This is a genomic window from Anaerofustis butyriciformans (assembly GCF_036289385.1).
Lineage (GTDB): Bacteria > Bacillota > Clostridia > Eubacteriales > Anaerofustaceae > Anaerofustis > Anaerofustis butyriciformans.
In genome coordinates this window covers 42,377-59,766 of sequence record NZ_JAYFFH010000001.1, presented here as the reverse complement: position 1 = coordinate 59,766, position 17,390 = coordinate 42,377, and the positions used below count along the sequence as shown (strand labels likewise).

Sequence of the window (17,390 nt, the reverse complement as noted above, 5' to 3'; positions counted from 1 at the left end):
AGTATTGCCAATGAAACCTGTGTTGCAAAAGAAACTATGTCATCTTAAGCCTGCCGAGGAAAGCTCCTAGGCTGTTTCAACAGAAGATAATTTAGGGATTACAGTGTGAACTAAGTGGTAATTTGGTCCTGCCCGCAGCAATGAGGCAGGAAAATATTGAAAGGGAAACCGCAATTACGGCGACGTTTTTGTATATTTTCGGGAAATCCTACCAAACCTAAGTCGCAAAGTTTACTTAAGTTATTGCCACTAAAAAAAGACAGGTGTTAACCTGTCTTTTTTATTACCATAAACCACATTGTACAATAAGAACTTCACTCCAAAAACCCTATACATATGTAAAACCCGTCAAACTTAAGAATCTTTATCTTTTATACCAAATTTTTTAGGACAAACAAAAAAGAATGAAATTATACACTTGTGTATCCATAAGAAAGTAATTTTAACTTTTTGTCTGTAGCCCCTATAAATTTGCCCGATACATAGAATATGATTTTTTACAACCCCATTGATGATAATAGACGTTAATTCCCGCATTTCCATATACTTACAAATAACGTTGAAGAAGCGGAAAAATACCTACTACCCTATTCATAAATATAAACATCGTATTGTTCAGAATTGGCAGACTCTGTCAATTCCTTTTACCCCGATTCATACTCGGCGTATAGTTACAAAAATCTTTCATGACTTATCGCTTCATTAATATCGCCGGTTAAGTTCGGTAATCGCTTTACTTATCTATCCCCAATTATTTTTCTGTCACTTCATTTCATTAGCTTTTCCATTCGTTCTTTACTTTGTAATGAAATAAGTTTCTTAGCAAGTATAAAAAGAATATCTTTCCCTAAAAATGTATTGTACTTTGCTTATTAGATAGGAAATTCCCAAAGTCTTCTGACTTTTTTTCTCTCTGCTTGCAACACAATACAAAGTGTTTTTGCCGAAGTATTGAAAGAAATGTTATAAAAATATTTCTTACTTTTAATAATAATGATAAAAGTTAAAAAATACCAACGCCATAAACATGGAATAAAATCTACAAATTTTTAACTATTGACAAATATTTTGATTTATCATATAATATAACAGTGATATATAACAGTGTTATACAAGGATGAGAATATGAGTGAAAACAAACAAACAACACTAAATCTGATTCTTTCAACGGCAATGCAGGAATTTCTTGAAAAAGGTTATAAGTCGGCTTCTTTGAGGAATATTGTCAAAACAGCAGGCGTAACAACGGGTGCGTTTTATGGTTACTATAACAGCAAAGAAGATTTATTTGAAGCTTTGGTAGGCGAACATTACAATTTTTTATTGAATCGTTTCTGTAAAGCTCAAAAAGAATTTGCAGAAATACCACCAGAAAAACAGCCCGACAATCTTAGCTCTGTTTCCGGAGAATGTATGTATGAAATGCTTTTGTACATATATGAACATTTAAATGAATTTAAGCTCATACTTTGTTGTTCGGAGGGAACTCGTTTTTCAAAACTGATCGATGAAATGGTAAAAATAGAAACAAAAGGTACACATGATTATTTGACGGTTCTTGAAAAGCTAGGGAAACCTGCACCTCCAATCGATAAACGTTTAGAGCATATTTTGATTACAGGAATGTTTAATACTTTTTTCGAGCTGGTTATACATGAAATGCCCCTTAAAGAAGCAAAGCATTATCTGAAAGAAATGAGAGCTTTTTATACTGCCGGATGGATGAAAATCATGGGGCAGTCAGAACAATCCAAACTGTAATTTTTAATAAAACTATAATTGTTAATAATGGAAAGTGTACACTTTCCATTATATTTGGCACTTAAGTTAGCAATGACTAACTCGTAAAATAATATTATCACAATAAGGATATTCGAATTCGGTTATTTAACATTCTATATCATAAAAAATTTCTAAGGAGGCTTTTATAATGAAAAAACAGTCAAATCTATCAAGATTGATGGACTATGCCGGAAAATACAGGATATTAACTTATCTTTCTTGGGTATTGTCTGTAATAAGCGCATTATTGGCACTTGTACCTTTTTGGTACATATGGCGTATCATTCACTGCATACTGGAAGTTTCACCGAACTTCTCAGAAGCAGCGAATGTCACGGAATACGGTTGGTTTGCCGTATTGTTTGCGATTGTTTCCATAGTTATCTACATAACTGCATTGATGTGTTCACACATAAGCGCGTTTAGGATTGCTGCAAATATCCGAAAAGAACTTATGCATCATATTGCGTCCCTACCGCTTGGAATAACAGAAAAATACGGAAGCGGGAAACTGCGAAGAATTGTAAACAGTTCCAGCGCCGCTACGGAAACATACCTTGCACATAGACTTCCCGACAAAGCGGGCGCAATTGCTACTCCCATAGGATTGCTTTTCTTGTTGCTTGTTTTTGACTGGCGATTGGGACTTTTAAGTCTTGTTCCTGTTGTTCTTGGCTTTTTGATTATGATGAAAATGACAGGAAAAGAAATGGAAAAACGCATGGAACAATATCAGAATGCACTCTCGGATATGTCAAACGAAGCCGTTGAATATGTAAGGGGGGTGCCCGTAGTAAAGACTTTCGGACAGACGGTCTTTTCTTTCAAACGTTTTAAAAAGGCAATAGATAACTATGAAACATGGGTCATAGCATACACAAAATCCTTGCGTATGCCTATGCTGTTCTATACAACAGCAATTAATGGAGTATTCGCATTTCTAATTGCCGGAGGTATCATATTTACCGGAAACGGCGTAACAAATGAACTGTTACTGAATCTTATTTTCTATATTGTGATTACTCCAGTCATTGGCACAACACTTACAAAAATCATGTTTATGAGTGAGGATACAATGATTGTGGATGACGCTTTCGGCAGAATTGACGAAGTGTTAAACGAACAACCATTGTCTGAAAGTCGCATAAATAATATCCCCAAAGACAATGGTATTACATTGGAACACGTCAGTTACAGTTATGATGGAAAGAAAAATGCGCTCAACGATATATCACTTTCCATAAAGCCGGGACAGGTAGTAGCATTGGTCGGGCCGTCTGGTGGAGGTAAAACAACGCTTGCAAATATCGTTACAAGATTTTTTGACCCTCAAAAAGGACGTATACTGATAGGAAATATTGACATACGCAATATTCCGAAAGAAACATTGATGAACAGAGTATCTTTTGTTTTTCAGAACAGTCATCTTATCAAAGCATCCATACTAGAAAATGTACGCATGGCAAAACCCGATGCCACACGAAAAGAAATCATCCATGCTTTGGAGGCGGCTCAGTGTATGGACATTATCGAAAAATTACCGAATGGTATAAATACGGTTGTCGGAACAAAAGGCGTATACTTGTCAGGAGGAGAACAGCAAAGAATAGCCATTGCACGCGCAATTTTGAAAAATGCACCTATCCTGATTCTTGACGAAGCCACCGCATTTGCCGACCCAGACAATGAAGTACGGGTACAGCAAGCTTTATCGGCTCTCTCAAAGGGGAAAACAGTTATTATGATTGCACACAGACTGTCATCAATCACAGAAGCCGATTGTATTTATGTGTTGCAAAATGGTGAAATCATCGAAAGTGGCACACACAGTGAGCTGGTAGAAAAAAATAGCGTATTCGCAAAAATGTGGAAGAATTATTCCGAAGCTGCGGAATGGAAAATTGCAAAGGAGGTAAACACATGATTAAAATACTTCAAAGACGCTTTGCGTTATCAAGACAAGGGGCTATTGATTTAATAAAAGGTTGTATTGCTTGTGTTGCACAGGATTTATCGTTTATGTTTCCAGTTGGACTACTCTATTATTTTGTCATTGATACTATGAATGGAGGGGTAACCGGAAACCTCATCGTCTTTTATATAATCGGAGTGTTGGTTTGCTTATGCCTTATATTCATTGCAACTTGGTTTCAATATAACACCACCTATTTGGCAACTTACGTGGAAAGCGGTGTAAGACGTATATCTTTGGCTGAACAACTCCGAAAAATCCCTTTATCGTTTTTCGGTAAAAAAGACCTTGCCGATTTGACAAATTCAATTATGGGCGATTGTGCCACACTGGAAACAACATTTTCTCATTACGTTCCAGCTTTGGCAGGTTCCCTTATTTCAACAACACTGATTTCCCTAGGACTTTTTATCTATGATTGGCGTATGGCTCTTGCTGCAGTTTGGGTTTTGCCGATTGCATTTGCTATTACATTTTTTTCAGCTCGCATACAGGAGTACTTCAACAAAAAATCCGTTGCAGCAAATGTTGCTCTTGAAAGCGGAGTTCAGGAGTGTATCGAAAGTCTGCAAGACCTGAAATCAAACAATGCAGAAAAAAGCTATTTAAGAAAGCTTGATAAAAAAATCGACCATGTAGAAAAACGTCACATTATAACAGAACTCGGAACTGCTCTTTTTGTTGTTTCTTCAACGCTTATATTAAAATTTGGAATTGCGACGGTTGCTCTCGTTGGTTCTACGTTACTCATTCGCGGAGAAATCGATATTCCGCTGTTTTTTATGTTTCTACTTGTAGCTTCAAGATTATATGCTCCCCTTGAAAGTGCATTACAAAATCTTGCTGCGGTAATTTCTTCAAAAACAAACATAAATCGTATGAATGAAATTTTTGATCAACCTATACAAACAGGCAACAATCGGTTATCAAACAAAGGATATGACATTGTATTTGACCATGTGGGATTCGCATATCATACGGGAGAAACAGTATTAAAAGACGTATCCTTTACCGCAAAACAAGGAGAAGTCACTGCCTTAGTCGGACCGTCCGGAGGAGGGAAAACTACAGTGTCACGCCTTGCCGCACGTTTTTGGGATATCAATAAAGGAAAAATCACGGTTGGCGGTATGGATATATCCAAAATAGAACCGGAAACATTGCTGTCACTATACTCTATCGTATTTCAAGATGTGACTCTGTTTAACAATACAATAATGGAAAATATCAGAATAGGAAGAAAAGATGCGACCGATGAGGAAGTTCTTGCAGCGGCAAAACTGGCAAATTGTGAAGAATTTGCAATGAAACTACCGGACGGATATAACAGTATGATCGGTGAAAACGGATGCGAATTATCCGGCGGCGAAAGACAACGTATTTCAATAGCACGTGCTTTTCTCAAAAATTCTCCTATCATTTTACTTGATGAAGCAACTGCAAGCCTTGACGCAGAAAACGAAACCTTGATACAGGCTGCTTTATCAAAGCTTATAAAGGATAAAACCGTACTTGTTATCGCACACCGTATGCGTACAGTAAGCAATGCTGACAAAGTGGTTGTACTTTCGGACGGTTATGTTGCCGAACAGGGTACACCGGAAAACCTTATGAACACAGGTAAAATTTATCCACATATGGTAAAATTGCAAATGACCGGTATGGATTGGGGCATATAAAATGAATACTGAATGGATAATATGTCCTATGTGTCAAGGAAAAACAAGGTTGAAAATACGAAGCGATACCGAACTAAAAAATTTCCCGTTATATTGTCCGAAATGCAAACAGGAAATTCTGATTAACGTATATCAGATGAATATATCAGTTATCAAAGAGCCGGACGCACAGACGCAGAGCCGATAACAAGCAAATTTTGAAATGCTGTTATCCGCTCTTTTTTTATAAAAATCAATACGACGATATCGGGAGGTATCGTCGTGTTACTTTTTTTATCAGAAAAATCAAACAGAATATCTTTTATAAAAAAATTCGATATTCATTTAGATAATATATTATTACGAGCATGAAATGATAATTCACACGATATATATAGATAAATCACATAACAAGTAACGGTCTTTAAACTCAATAATTATATATTACACAAACGCTCATTCAACTTGATTTTTTATGGGTGTTTGTCGTAATAAGCCCTACCTGGAATAATTAGAAACAGTTATGATGAAATATACAGAGCAATCCATAAACATACCGAGTGTACCTTTCTCCTTTTCTGTAAAGGCGTCCTCCGCAATAATGCAATTAACACATCCCCATAATAAAACACAAGCATAAAGTATAACCTGACTGTACAATGAAGAAAACATTTAATAAACCTTTTACAATCGACAACTACTATGAGTAATGTATCTGCGAAGAGGCGACGTTTTTGTATATTTTCGGGAAATCCTACCAAACCTAAGTCGCAAAGTTTACTTAAATTATTGCCACTTTTAAGACAGGAATTATCCTGTCTTTTTTACATTCAAAAAATATTCATCTCGATTTTCTTTACCAATGTTCTTATTTCAATGTTTTTTATGTTATAATCCGTTTAAAATTATAAACAAAGGAGTCATTATGAATAAATGTATAATAAAAAAACAAATTATAGCAAATGACCTAAACAAATGCCAAAACCTATTTATAGCACTGGGAAATGAAACCAGACTTAATATAATCAATACAATGCTCACAAATGAAAATACGGGAATGCGAGTTGGAGAAATAACTAAACAGACACATCTTTCAAGACCTACCGTATCCCACCATCTGAAAATACTCAAAGAATCCGGCATTATCTCATTAAAGAAAAAAGGCACAATGAATTTTTATTATATAAATACACAAACTTCAAAATGGAAAGAATTAAAAAAATTAATAGACGATATTTCCTTAATCATAAAAAGCATTGACAATCAGGAATATCAAAAAAACATATAAAAAGAAGAAGTAATATGAACTTAAAAGAAGCTGCACAAAAAAGACATTCAGTAAGGAGCTATCTTAACAAAAAAATAGAAGATAACAAGATACAAAAAATTCAAAATATAATAAATGAATGTAACAAAAAAAATGATTTTAACATACAATTTTTTACAAATGAACCAAATGCTTTTAACTGTTTTATGGCTCATTACGGAAAATTTGAAAATGTAAGCAACTATATTTTATTAATAGGGAAAAAAGGAGAAAATACAGAAGAAAAACTTGGATATTACGGAGCAAAAATTGCTCTTGAAGCACAATGTATGGGACTTAATACCTGTTTCGTTGCAATGACATACTCAAAAAAGAAATCACCTTGTAAATTAAAAAACAACGAAAAAATATACTGTGCAATTTCAATAGGATATGGAAAAACGGAAGGAATAAAACATAAGTCAAAATCATACGACGAAGTAACGGAAATAAAAACAGAAGAAAAAAACTGGTTTAAAGAAGGCGTAAATACCGCCTTACTTGCCCCTACCGCAATGAACCAACAAAAGTTCAAAATTATTTTAAACGAAGACAACAGTGTTTCATTTAAAAGAGGAAAAGGAATTCTTACCAAAATGGATATTGGAATAGTAAAATATCATTTTGAAATAGGTTCCGGAAAATAAAAGAAAATGGATATATCCTCAAGTAATGTTAAGCCATATAATATTTTCAGGGAAACAAATTAAAGGTTAAGTTATTAATAAACATATCAAATTTGTAAAAGACATTAATACCTAAAAAAGAATATTTTTACTGAAATCAACAACATATATAAATGATATCAATTCATAGCTTTATATTAAAAACAAAATCTTACATAAATATAAAATAAAAAGAGTGCATAAGCACTCTTTTTATTTTTCTATATTAAGAAAGAAGCATTCTGTCATTTGCAAACTCACCGCCGGAACACATTTCAAATTTTTCAAGCAAATCTTTAACTTGAAGATTTTTCTTTTCTTCTCCCCTAACATCATAAATAATATGTCCGTCATACATCATAATAAGTCTGTTTCCATATTTAATAGCATCTCTCATGTTATGTGTTACCATTAATGCTGTTAAATTATCTTTATCTATGATTTTTTGAGTAAGCTCTAAAACTTTTGCTGCTGTTTTAGGGTCAAGAGCAGCTGTATGTTCATCAAGAAGAAGAAGTTCAGGTTTTTTAAGTGTTGCCATTAATAAAGTTAATGCTTGTCTTTGTCCACCTGATAGTAAACCTACTTTATCGCTTAATCTGTCTTCAAGTCCTAAATCAAGAGTTTTTAGAAGTTCTCTATATTCATCTCTTTCTTCGTTTTTAATTCCCCAGCCTAGACCTCTTTTATCTCCTCTTCTATATGCCATAGCAAGATTTTCTTCAATCATCATGTCTGCGGCAGTACCTCTCATAGGATCTTGGAAAACTCTACCTATCCATCTTGCTCTTTTATGTTCATCAAGAGTTGTAATCAAGTGGTCAGCTAATGTAATTTTACCGCTGTCAACAGGATAAACACCTGCTATCATATTTAACATTGTTGATTTACCGGCACCATTACCACCAATAACCGTAACAAAATCTTGAGGGTATAGATGTAAGTTTATATCTATTAATGCTTTCTTTTCATTTATAGTACCTTCATTGAATGTCTTATTTATATTTTGAAGTTTAAGCATTTTCTACACCTCCCCGCCATTCATTTCTTTGTTTAATTTTATTTTTTTCTTTTCGTTTATCTTTCCTTTAATTATAGGAAGAGATAATGCAAGAGCAACTATTATTGCTGTTAATAGTTTTAAGTCGTTTGGATTCATACCAAGTCTTAAAACAACTGCAATTATTACTCTGTATATGATACTACCAAGAACTACGCTTATAAGCTTTGTTTTAAATGATATAGCCTTATTTAAGATTACTTCTCCGATAATAATAGATGCAAGACCAATTACGATTGTACCTGTTCCCATACCTACATCACCATATCTTTGAGATTGTGCAACCATTGCACCTGACAATGAAACAAGACCATTTGAAATAATAAGACCGATAATTTTCATTGTGTCTGTATTAACACCAAGAGCTCTTACCATATCCCCATTATTTCCGGTAGCTCTTATGGCGCATCCTATTTCTGTTCCAAAGAACCAGTATAAAATAACCATTGCTAAAATTACAATAATTAGCCCGAACAATAATGTTGCATTTGAACTTGAAAGTCCTGTTAAATCACAAACATAGTCTATTACTGTTTTAACATTTCCTCCTCCAAGTTGTGGCATTGCTAAGTTTGATTTACCGGCCAAAACTTTTAAGTTAATTGAATAAAGTGCAAGCATAGACAAGATACCGGAAAGAATTGCAGGAATTTTAAGTTTAGTATGTAAAAATCCTGTTACACATCCGGCAAGCATACCGGCAATAGTAGCAACTATTAAACTTAAAATAGGATTAATGCCGTTAACAACAAGAGTTGCTGTAACACATCCTCCAAGAGCAAAAGTTCCGTCAACTGTCATATCTGCTATATCCAAAATTTTGAATGTAATGTATACTCCAAGACACATTACACCCCACAAAATACCTAAGCTTATGGCATCCGGCAGGTTTTTAAGTATACCTGTAAGAAGTTCCATATTATACCCCCTGAAATTTGTATAATTTAATATTTAAAAAAAATGAAATTTTCTCAATTTTCACTATTATTTTATTTTACTATTATTTTATTAACTTTTCAATATAAAAATAATATTTCTATGATGTATATTAAATCAAAAAAATAAATATTTATAAATAAAAAAGAGGTATCTAAATACCTCTTTAATTTTTTACTATTTTACCAATTTATCTTGTAAACTTGAAGGAATTTCCATATTTAAAGTTTTTAATGTATCTTCATTAACAACAAGTTTTAAATCATCCCCGCTTAAGTATTCAATAGGCATAGTAGAAACATCTGCTTCTCCTTTTAGAACTTTTATGGCTTGAAGACCTGTTTTGTATCCAAGATCATAATAGTCAATACCATAACAAGCAAGACCACCATCTGTTGCCATTGCTTGTGCTCCACAGAATACAGGAACTTTTGCTTCATTTGTTACAAGAGCAACTGTAGCCATACCTGCTGCAAATGTGTTGTCTGTAGGTATGTAAATTGCATCAACTTTATCAATTACAGAAGAAACAACTTGTTGAATTTCATTTGAGCTTGAAACAGTTGCTTCAACTAAAGTAAGACCAAGTTTTTTTGCTTCTTCTTTAGCTATCTTTGCTTGTAAAACTGAGTTTGCTTCATTTGAAGAATATAAAAGTCCTACTGTTTTAGCTTCAGGACAAAATTCCTTTAATACTTCAAGTTGATCTTTAACAGGTGTCATATCACTTGTACCTGATACATTTGTTTCAGGTTTTTCGTTTGATTTAACAAGTCCGGCATCTGCAGGATCTGTAACTGCTGTTACTAAAATAGGAATATCGCTTGTTTTACTTGCTGCTGCTTGAGCTGCAGGTGTTCCGATTGCTAAAATTAAATCTTTATTGTCATTTACAAATCCATCTGAAATTGTTTGACAGTTTGATTGATCCCCTGCTGCATTTTGAAAATCAAGTTCAATATTCTTTCCGTCTTCATATCCGTTATCCTTAAGTGCTGCAACGAAACCTTCATAAGCAGAGTCCAAAGATTCATGTTGTATTAATTGAATAACTCCGATTTTTTTTACTTCATCACCTGAACTGTCTGAGCCACAAGCACTGAACCCAAGGACAACTCCAAGGCAAAGTAATACTGAAATAATCTTTTTTAACATTATTTTTCCCCTCCAAAAACTAAATAAGAATTACAATTATTATATATTTATATTATTTTTTTATTTGACTCATAATACTATCAGGTATTGTTATACCAAGAGTTTTGGCAGCTTCTTCATTTACAGCCATTTCTAAATCTTCTTGTGCTAAATATTCAATAGGCATATCTTCAACTTTCGCTTCACCTTTTAATATTTTAACAGCTTGAAGTCCTGTTTTATATCCAAGATTGTAATAATCAATACCATATGTTGCTAAAGCACCACCTTCAAGCATACCTGATTCACCACAAATAATAGGAACATTTTTTTCATTTGCAACCATAGCTACTGTAGCTATACCTGCAGAAACCATATTATCAGTAGGAACATAAATTACATCAGCTTTATCTACCAAAGAAGATGCAACTTGTTGAATTTCATTTGAATTTGATACTGTTCCTTCAACATATGTCATTCCCTTTGCTTCAATAGCTTTTTTTGCAATACCAGCTTGTAAAATAGAGTTTGATTCGTTTGAACAATACATAACTCCAACTGTTTTTGCATCAGGAACAATTTGTTTTAATAAGTCAATTTGCTCTTCAACAGGAGTTAAATCGCTTGTACCAGATACATTTGTTTCAGGTTTTTCATTTGATTTAACAAGTCCCGCATCAGCAGGATCTGTAACTGCTGTTACCAAAATAGGAATATCTTTTGTCTTATTTGCAACAGCTTGAGCTGCAGGTGTTCCGATTGCTAAAATCAAATCTTTTCCGTCATTTATAAAACTATCAGAAATAGTTTGACAGTTTGATTGATCCCCTGCTGCATTTTGATAATCAACTTCAATGTTTTCACCATCTTTAAATCCATTATCTTCTAATGCTTTCATAAATCCTTCGTTAGCTTTATCAAGTGCATCATGTTGAACTAACTGAAGAACGCCGATTTTGTATACTTTATTACTTCCGTCATTAGAACCACAACCACTAATACCTAGAAATAATGCTAAACAAATCGTAATTGCCAATATTTTTTTTGCCATTTTACTTCTCCCCTATAATTTAATTTATATTAAAAATTATTGTACTATAACAATTAATATAATGTCAATAATTTTCTGAAAATTTAGGAGATTTGACTTATTTAAATAAAAATATTATATTTGATTTTATAATTTCAATATAAGAAATAAATTTTTCACAATTATATATAATGCTGTTTCTATCTTTAATATTCATATGATTTCTGATTACTTCTCTTTTCTCCATTCTTTTTAAATTCTGCTCGTATTCTTCTAATTTTTTTTCATTATAAAAAGAATTTTTTGAAACATATGCTTTAGTATTCATATTTACTTTCCTTTTAATATCACATCCCATAAAAGCTCCATACCCTATATATTTTAATTCACTCTCTTTCTCAAAACTTAAAACTTTTAATTTATTACAAGAACAAAAACTTTGAGTACATATAACCTTTAAAGTTTTAGGAAGAAAAATCTTTTTAATATTTGTATTGTAAAAAGCATTCATCTCAATAATTTTCAAAGTACTTTCAGATGAAAAAGTAACATATTCTAAATTTATACAATCTTTAAAAGCATTTATTTCTATTAATTTTATATTTTTTGAAATATTAACTTTTATTAGATTTTTATTATTTAAAAAGGCATTTTCACATACTCTGGTTACTTTAAAATAATTATTGTCATAAAAAATACAACTTGGAATATCAACTTCTCTTTCACATTCTTTCAAACAACGAACCACCCCAACCTCTTTATTTCTCCTGCTCAATATAACAAATTCAAAATTCTCATTTACAAATTTCTCTTCAAATATATTTATCGGAAAAACAATTTCATCACAGTAAAAAGTAAAATTAATTTTATAACTTTTAATTAAAAAAACAGAAATACTAAAAATAAAGAAAATAATAAACAAAGAAACAAATATTTTAATAATTTTACCCATAGCCACATTTCCTTTTTAGCGATATTCACACTTTTTGTAACTTTTATGGTATATTGACTTTATTACATAAATTTACATATTTTTATACAATATAAATTTTAGTTTTGTTATAAAATTTAATTAACATATACAAAAAATTACACTTCATTCTTGTTACAAAAAGTGTAGTTTTTTTGACATATTATTTAAAAATTAAATAAAAAATATAATTAATGTAAAATATGGACTTTAAAAGTTTGTAATGTTATATTATATACAAAGAAATTAAAAGAAGGGAAAAAATGAAATTTTTAGATAAACTATTTAGCAGAATTGTTATTTTCGGCATATTACTTATATTACAGGTATTCATGTTATTTTTCGTTGTGGTAAAATTCAGCGAAGTAACCAACCAAATTTACGGATTATTTTTAATTGTAAGTATTATAGCGGTTGCTTATGTAAATACTAGGAACATAAACCCTGCATACAAGCTGGATTGGGCAATAGTTATAATGGCTTTCCCAATGTTTGGTATAATGTTTTACTTCTTTGTCGGTAACAAAAAACCTGCAAGAAAACTTATAAAAAAATTAAACAGATCTCAAGTTTTTACACAAAGAATGTTAAACCAAGATACTTCAATTATCGAAGAAATAATAAACGATGATCCTTATGGTGCCGGAAACATTATGTATATAGAAAACTACGGCCCATATCCTATTTACAAAAACACCAAAACAAACTTTTTTAAATTAGGTGAAGAAGCCTTTGAAGATATGCTTATTGAAATAAAGAAAGCAAAAAAATATATTTTCATTGAATATTTTATTGTCCATGAAGGCAAAATGTGGAATTCTATTTTAGATATACTTGAACAAAAAGTTAAAGAAGGTGTAGATGTAAGATTTATTTATGATGATATAGGTTCTGTTACGGTATTACCGGCAAAATACAAAAGAATATTAGAAAAGAAAGGTATTAAAACAATAGCTTTTAATCCTTTTGTTCCTTTTTTATCAATGGTAATGAATAACCGTGACCATAGAAAAATAATGGTAATTGACGGAAAAGTCGGATATACTGGGGGAATAAATTTATCTGATGAATATATAAATGAAATCGAAAGATTTGGTCATTGGAAAGACAATGCAATTAAACTTGAAGGTGAAGCTGTTTGGAGTTTTACAATGATGTTTCTTGAAATGTGGAACGGACTAAGACCTACCGACAACGAGCTTGAATATGAAAAATTCAAACCTGATTACAGTTTTGCAAAAGAGTACGAAAATGAAGGTTACGTTCAACCATACAGCGACTCCCCTCTTGACAATGAAATTTTATCAGAAAATATATATATCAACATTTTAAATGCAGCAAAAGATTATGTCTATATCTACACGCCATATTTAATTATAGACAATGAAATGACCACTGCGCTAATTCTTGCAGCAAAAAGAGGTGTAGATGTAAGAATCGTAATTCCTGGAATACCCGATAAAAAAAGTGCTTTCGAACTTACAAAATCATTTTGTCCGGAACTTATTGAAAACGGAGTTAAAGTTTATCATTATACACCAGGATTTATTCATGGGAAATGTTTCCTATCAGATGATAAAATTGCAACGGTAGGAACTGCAAACATGGATTACAGGAGTCTTTATTTACATTTTGAATGTGGTGTTTACTTATATAAAACAAACAGTATAAAAGAAATAAAAAAAGATATGCTTCAAACTTTTGAAGTAAGTACAAAAAGATACAACAAAAAAACAAAACTTCCGTTTTTATTTAGATTATACAGAAGTTTACTTAGATTATTTGCACCGTTAATGTAATAAAAAGAAAGGAATAACAAAATATGAAATTTGCATTTTTAATAATGGGTAATTTTAATTCAAAAAATGACACAGCATACATCCATGATGGAGATGCAAGAATAATTGGAGTTTCTAATTTAAAAGAAGCTTGTATCATTGCAAAAAAACTTTACGAAGAAGGAATAAACTGTATTGAACTGTGCGGAGCTTTTAACGAAGAAGGCGCAAGAGAAATAATTAAAGCAACAAATAATGAAATTCCAATTGGGTATGTAACTCACCTTAAGGAACAAGAAGAAATTTACAATAAAACATTTAATAAATAAAAAAAGGACCATCTTAAAGATGGTCTTTTTTTATTATTTAATTTTTCATATAAACTATTTAAGTGAGCCTTTACCAGCACAACCAAATACTTGCATTTTATGAGCAACCATATCTTTAACAGCTGTTCTTGCAGGAGCTAAGTATCCTCTTGGGTCGAATACTTCTGGTTGTTCAACAAATACTTTTCTGATAGCAGCTGTCATTGCTAAACGAATATCTGTATCAACGTTGATTTTAGCAACACCAAGTTTAGCAGCTTTTGCTAACATTTCTTCAGGAACACCTTGAGCTCCAGGGATTTTTGCACCATATTTGTTGTTAAGTTCAACAAATTCTTGAGGTACAGAAGAAGCACCATGAAGTACGATTGGGAAGTTTGGAATAAGTTCACAAACTTTTTCAAGTCTAGCATAGTCTAAGCTTGGTTCTCCACTGAATTTGTATGCACCATGAGAAGTACCGATAGCGATTGCTAAAGAGTCAACACCTGTTTTAGCTACGAATTCAGCAGCTTCTTCAGGATCTGTGTAAGTAGCATCTTTTGCAGCAACTTTAACAGCATCTTCAACACCTGCTAATTTACCAAGTTCAGCTTCAACTGTTACGCCATGATCATGAGCGTATTCAACAACTTGTTTTGTAATTTCAACGTTTTTGTCAAAATCATATTTACTTGCATCGATCATTACTGATGTGAATCCATCATCAATACAAGATTTACAAATTTCAAAGCTATCACCATGGTCAAGATGTAATACAACATCAACACCTGTGTCTTTGATTGCAGCATCAACTAAAGATGTTAAGTAAGCTGATTTTGCATATTTTCTAGCACCTGCTGATACTTGTAAAATTACAGGAGCATTTTCTTGTTGTGCAGCTTCAACGATACCTTGGATAATTTCCATGTTGTTTACATTGAAAGCACCTACTGCATATTTTCCTTCTTTTGCTTTTTGTAAAATTTCTTTACTTGAGATTAAAGCCATTATTGTTCTCCTTTGTTTTCTTTGTTTTCTATTTTTTTTACTTCCGCTTCCAGTTGTTTTTCTAAAAGAAGAAGTTGTAGGGTGTCATCTTTTTCAGATAACTTATTAAATATTTTAACATATTTATTCCCTAATTCCAAATACCCCATCTTATTTAGATAGGATATATATTGACTTGTTATTAATGTGGCATTTTTACTTGCCATAAATATTTTTTGTGCGTGCATTACTTCATCTCTTATTGCACTCATTTCTTTATCTAATTCTTCAACTTTTTTTGCAGCTGCTTTCAGCCTGTTGGAAAGCTCCTTAGGTATATCCCCCTCATATTTATAATTAAGGGAATGTTCTATGGTAGCCCAAAAGTTGATAGCTAAAGTTCTTACTTGTATTTCACATAGAATATCTTTAACTCCAAATGCTGTATTTACAGGATATTCTATAATTAAATGAACGGAACGATAACCGCTTTCTTTTGGATTTGCAAGGTAGTCTTTTTTTATAACCACCTTCATATCATTCCTTTTCATTATATCACTGACAACCTTTGTTATATCTTCTTCAAATTGGCATATTATTCTTACACCTGCAACATCGGTTATCTTTGTTGAAATATCATCAATATTATAATGATTTTTTTCTAATTTTTCCAGTATGCTTTTTACTTTTTTTACTCTTCCGTGAACTTCTTCAATTTCTGAATACTGACCAACTGTTATCTTTTGATCTCTTATTGTTTTAAATTTTAAAACAAGTTCGTCAACAGCTTGCCTATACGGATATAAAAAGTCATCCCAATTCACGCCTGTTTCAAGCACAATATCATTCCTTTATTTAAACTTATCAAGCAAACCTTTGTTATATATATTATATTTTTTCCCTTGATAAGTATTTTGTTTTTTCATCTCATCCAGAATCATATCCTGTATTACCCAGTGAGATCTATCCCAGTTTAAAAAGAGGACATCTTCTTCTTTTGGTACTCTGGATACCAGTCTTTCCACTGCAATATTTTCATCCAAGTTTTCTAAAAATAAAACTACTCTCCTTACATAATCTTCGATTGAAAGCATTTTTATTTTTCCATCTAAATACATTTTACCCAAAATTGTATTTCTTTCTACATATAATGAATGAATTTTAACACTATCTGTTTTTAAAATACTAAGAATTTTTGCAGCTTCTATTATATCTTCATCGCTGTCATATGGTATTGAAGCAATTATATGCGTACTTACTTCAAAACCATAACTTTTTATCATTAAAACGGCTTTAATATAATCCGCTAAAGTATGTCCTCTATTTAATTTTCTAAGTGTTTCGTTGTTTACGGACTGTAAACCAAGTTCGATTATTATATCAAGATGATACTCATTTTCTACTTCTTTCAAAAAGCTTAAATAATCATTGTCAATGCAATCGGGTCTTGTTGAAATAGACACCGCAACAACATTATCTAATGCATTTACAGCTTCCAAAATGTTATTTTTAAAAGTAGAAAGTTTAATATACGTATTGGTAAAATTTTGAAAATATAATATAAATTTTTCGGCTTTATATTTATTTACAAAAATATCTAAATTATCGTTTATTTGTTTAGTAATTGATTCTTTGCAGTCACCATTTTCATATCCTGCACCTTTTTCACCACAAAATATACATCCGCCTTTAGATATACTCCCATCTCTTACCGGACAGGTTGTGTCAATACTTATAGGAATTTTATAAACTTTTCCTGAGTACTTTTCTTTTAACTTAGTAGAAAATTTAGTATACAATG

At 31.8% G+C, this 17,390-nt stretch carries 16 protein-coding genes; 8 read left to right on the top strand and 8 right to left on the bottom strand.

What is annotated here, in order from left to right; all coding sequences use genetic code 11:
* Nucleotides 1–1,125: 1,125 nt before the first annotated feature.
* From V2W16_RS00335 to V2W16_RS00310, 6 genes are all read left to right on the top strand, one after another.
* Nucleotides 1,126–1,761 carry a TetR/AcrR family transcriptional regulator gene (locus V2W16_RS00335; RefSeq protein WP_138268480.1) on the top strand — a complete coding sequence of 212 codons (636 nt, stop codon included), beginning with the start codon at nucleotides 1,126–1,128 and terminating at the stop codon, nucleotides 1,759–1,761.
* 169 nt (nucleotides 1,762–1,930) lie between these two features.
* Nucleotides 1,931–3,706 carry an ABC transporter ATP-binding protein gene (locus V2W16_RS00330; RefSeq protein WP_329379682.1) on the top strand — a complete coding sequence of 592 codons (1,776 nt, stop codon included), beginning with the start codon at nucleotides 1,931–1,933 and terminating at the stop codon, nucleotides 3,704–3,706.
* Nucleotides 3,703–5,433 carry an ABC transporter ATP-binding protein gene (locus tag V2W16_RS00325; RefSeq protein ID WP_329379680.1) on the top strand — a complete coding sequence of 577 codons (1,731 nt, stop codon included), beginning with the start codon at nucleotides 3,703–3,705 and terminating at the stop codon, nucleotides 5,431–5,433. Before V2W16_RS00330 ends, V2W16_RS00325 begins: the two co-directional genes overlap by 4 nt.
* A gap of 1 nt (nucleotide 5,434) precedes the next feature.
* A complete protein-coding gene (locus V2W16_RS00320) occupies nucleotides 5,435–5,620 on the top strand; it encodes a cysteine-rich KTR domain-containing protein (protein ID WP_138268483.1) in 186 nt (61 codons plus the stop codon).
* A 717-nt stretch (nucleotides 5,621–6,337) separates the two neighbouring features.
* Nucleotides 6,338–6,700, top strand: coding sequence for an ArsR/SmtB family transcription factor (locus V2W16_RS00315; RefSeq protein ID WP_329379678.1), 363 nt, complete (start codon nucleotides 6,338–6,340; stop codon nucleotides 6,698–6,700).
* Nucleotides 6,701–6,714: 14 nt separating this feature from the next.
* A complete protein-coding gene (locus V2W16_RS00310; protein ID WP_253229458.1) occupies nucleotides 6,715–7,365 on the top strand; it encodes a nitroreductase family protein in 651 nt (216 codons plus the stop codon).
* Between the two features lie 244 nt (nucleotides 7,366–7,609).
* Here V2W16_RS00310 and V2W16_RS00305 read toward each other — a convergent pair whose 3' ends face one another.
* The 5 genes from V2W16_RS00305 to V2W16_RS00285 form a co-directional block, all read right to left on the bottom strand.
* A complete protein-coding gene (locus V2W16_RS00305) occupies nucleotides 7,610–8,404 on the bottom strand; it encodes an ABC transporter ATP-binding protein (RefSeq protein ID WP_138268485.1) in 795 nt (264 codons plus the stop codon).
* Nucleotides 8,405–8,407: 3 nt separating this feature from the next.
* Complete coding sequence (locus V2W16_RS00300) at nucleotides 8,408–9,361, bottom strand: ABC transporter permease (RefSeq protein ID WP_138268486.1); 954 nt, start codon at nucleotides 9,359–9,361, stop codon at nucleotides 8,408–8,410.
* A 195-nt stretch (nucleotides 9,362–9,556) separates the two neighbouring features.
* Entirely contained in the window at nucleotides 9,557–10,534 is a 978-nt protein-coding gene (locus tag V2W16_RS00295; RefSeq protein ID WP_329379670.1) for an ABC transporter substrate-binding protein, read from the bottom strand.
* A gap of 52 nt (nucleotides 10,535–10,586) precedes the next feature.
* The gene (locus tag V2W16_RS00290; protein WP_329379666.1) at nucleotides 10,587–11,564 is read right to left on the bottom strand and encodes an ABC transporter substrate-binding protein; all 978 of its coding nucleotides are present in this window, start codon (nucleotides 11,562–11,564) and stop codon (nucleotides 10,587–10,589) included.
* Between the two features lie 97 nt (nucleotides 11,565–11,661).
* Entirely contained in the window at nucleotides 11,662–12,279 is a 618-nt protein-coding gene (locus V2W16_RS00285; RefSeq protein ID WP_329379663.1) for a leucine-rich repeat domain-containing protein, read from the bottom strand.
* Nucleotides 12,280–12,776: 497 nt separating this feature from the next.
* On the opposite strand from V2W16_RS00285, the gene cls reads away from it, so the two are divergent.
* Together cls and V2W16_RS00275 are read left to right on the top strand one after the other, a co-directional pair.
* Nucleotides 12,777–14,312 (top strand): cardiolipin synthase, encoded by a 1,536-nt coding sequence (gene cls, locus V2W16_RS00280; protein ID WP_329379660.1) that lies wholly within the window; start codon nucleotides 12,777–12,779, stop codon nucleotides 14,310–14,312.
* 23 nt (nucleotides 14,313–14,335) lie between these two features.
* Entirely contained in the window at nucleotides 14,336–14,620 is a 285-nt protein-coding gene (locus V2W16_RS00275) for a DUF6506 family protein (RefSeq protein WP_138268492.1), read from the top strand.
* A 54-nt stretch (nucleotides 14,621–14,674) separates the two neighbouring features.
* Here V2W16_RS00275 and fba read toward each other — a convergent pair whose 3' ends face one another.
* Genes fba through mnmL form a run of 3 tightly spaced genes read right to left on the bottom strand, consistent with a single transcriptional unit; the run spans nucleotide 14,675 to nucleotide 17,388 of the window.
* A complete protein-coding gene (fba, locus tag V2W16_RS00270; protein ID WP_138268493.1) occupies nucleotides 14,675–15,610 on the bottom strand; it encodes a class II fructose-1,6-bisphosphate aldolase in 936 nt (311 codons plus the stop codon).
* A complete protein-coding gene (locus tag V2W16_RS00265; protein ID WP_329379652.1) occupies nucleotides 15,610–16,428 on the bottom strand; it encodes a GTP pyrophosphokinase in 819 nt (272 codons plus the stop codon). Before V2W16_RS00265 ends, fba begins: the two co-directional genes overlap by 1 nt.
* 12 nt (nucleotides 16,429–16,440) lie before the next feature.
* Nucleotides 16,441–17,388 (bottom strand): tRNA modification radical SAM protein MnmL/YtqA, encoded by a 948-nt coding sequence (gene mnmL / locus V2W16_RS00260; protein ID WP_253229463.1) that lies wholly within the window; start codon nucleotides 17,386–17,388, stop codon nucleotides 16,441–16,443.
* Nucleotides 17,389–17,390: the final 2 nt, after the last annotated feature.

Excerpts from the sequence above, each read along its gene's own strand:
- V2W16_RS00335 (WP_138268480.1), top strand. The coding sequence starts at position 1,126 with ATGAGTGAAAACAAACAAACAACACTAAATCTGATTCTTTCAACGGCA.
- V2W16_RS00330 (WP_329379682.1), top strand. The coding sequence starts at position 1,931 with ATGAAAAAACAGTCAAATCTATCAAGATTGATGGACTATGCCGGAAAA.
- V2W16_RS00325 (WP_329379680.1), top strand. The coding sequence starts at position 3,703 with ATGATTAAAATACTTCAAAGACGCTTTGCGTTATCAAGACAAGGGGCT.
- V2W16_RS00320 (WP_138268483.1), top strand. The coding sequence starts at position 5,435 with ATGAATACTGAATGGATAATATGTCCTATGTGTCAAGGAAAAACAAGG.
- V2W16_RS00315 (WP_329379678.1), top strand. The coding sequence starts at position 6,338 with ATGAATAAATGTATAATAAAAAAACAAATTATAGCAAATGACCTAAAC.
- V2W16_RS00310 (WP_253229458.1), top strand. The coding sequence starts at position 6,715 with ATGAACTTAAAAGAAGCTGCACAAAAAAGACATTCAGTAAGGAGCTAT.
- V2W16_RS00305 (WP_138268485.1), bottom strand. The coding sequence starts at position 8,404 with ATGCTTAAACTTCAAAATATAAATAAGACATTCAATGAAGGTACTATA.
- V2W16_RS00300 (WP_138268486.1), bottom strand. The coding sequence starts at position 9,361 with ATGGAACTTCTTACAGGTATACTTAAAAACCTGCCGGATGCCATAAGC.
- V2W16_RS00295 (WP_329379670.1), bottom strand. The coding sequence starts at position 10,534 with ATGTTAAAAAAGATTATTTCAGTATTACTTTGCCTTGGAGTTGTCCTT.
- V2W16_RS00290 (WP_329379666.1), bottom strand. The coding sequence starts at position 11,564 with ATGGCAAAAAAAATATTGGCAATTACGATTTGTTTAGCATTATTTCTA.
- cls (WP_329379660.1), top strand. The coding sequence starts at position 12,777 with ATGAAATTTTTAGATAAACTATTTAGCAGAATTGTTATTTTCGGCATA.
- V2W16_RS00275 (WP_138268492.1), top strand. The coding sequence starts at position 14,336 with ATGAAATTTGCATTTTTAATAATGGGTAATTTTAATTCAAAAAATGAC.
- fba (WP_138268493.1), bottom strand. The coding sequence starts at position 15,610 with ATGGCTTTAATCTCAAGTAAAGAAATTTTACAAAAAGCAAAAGAAGGA.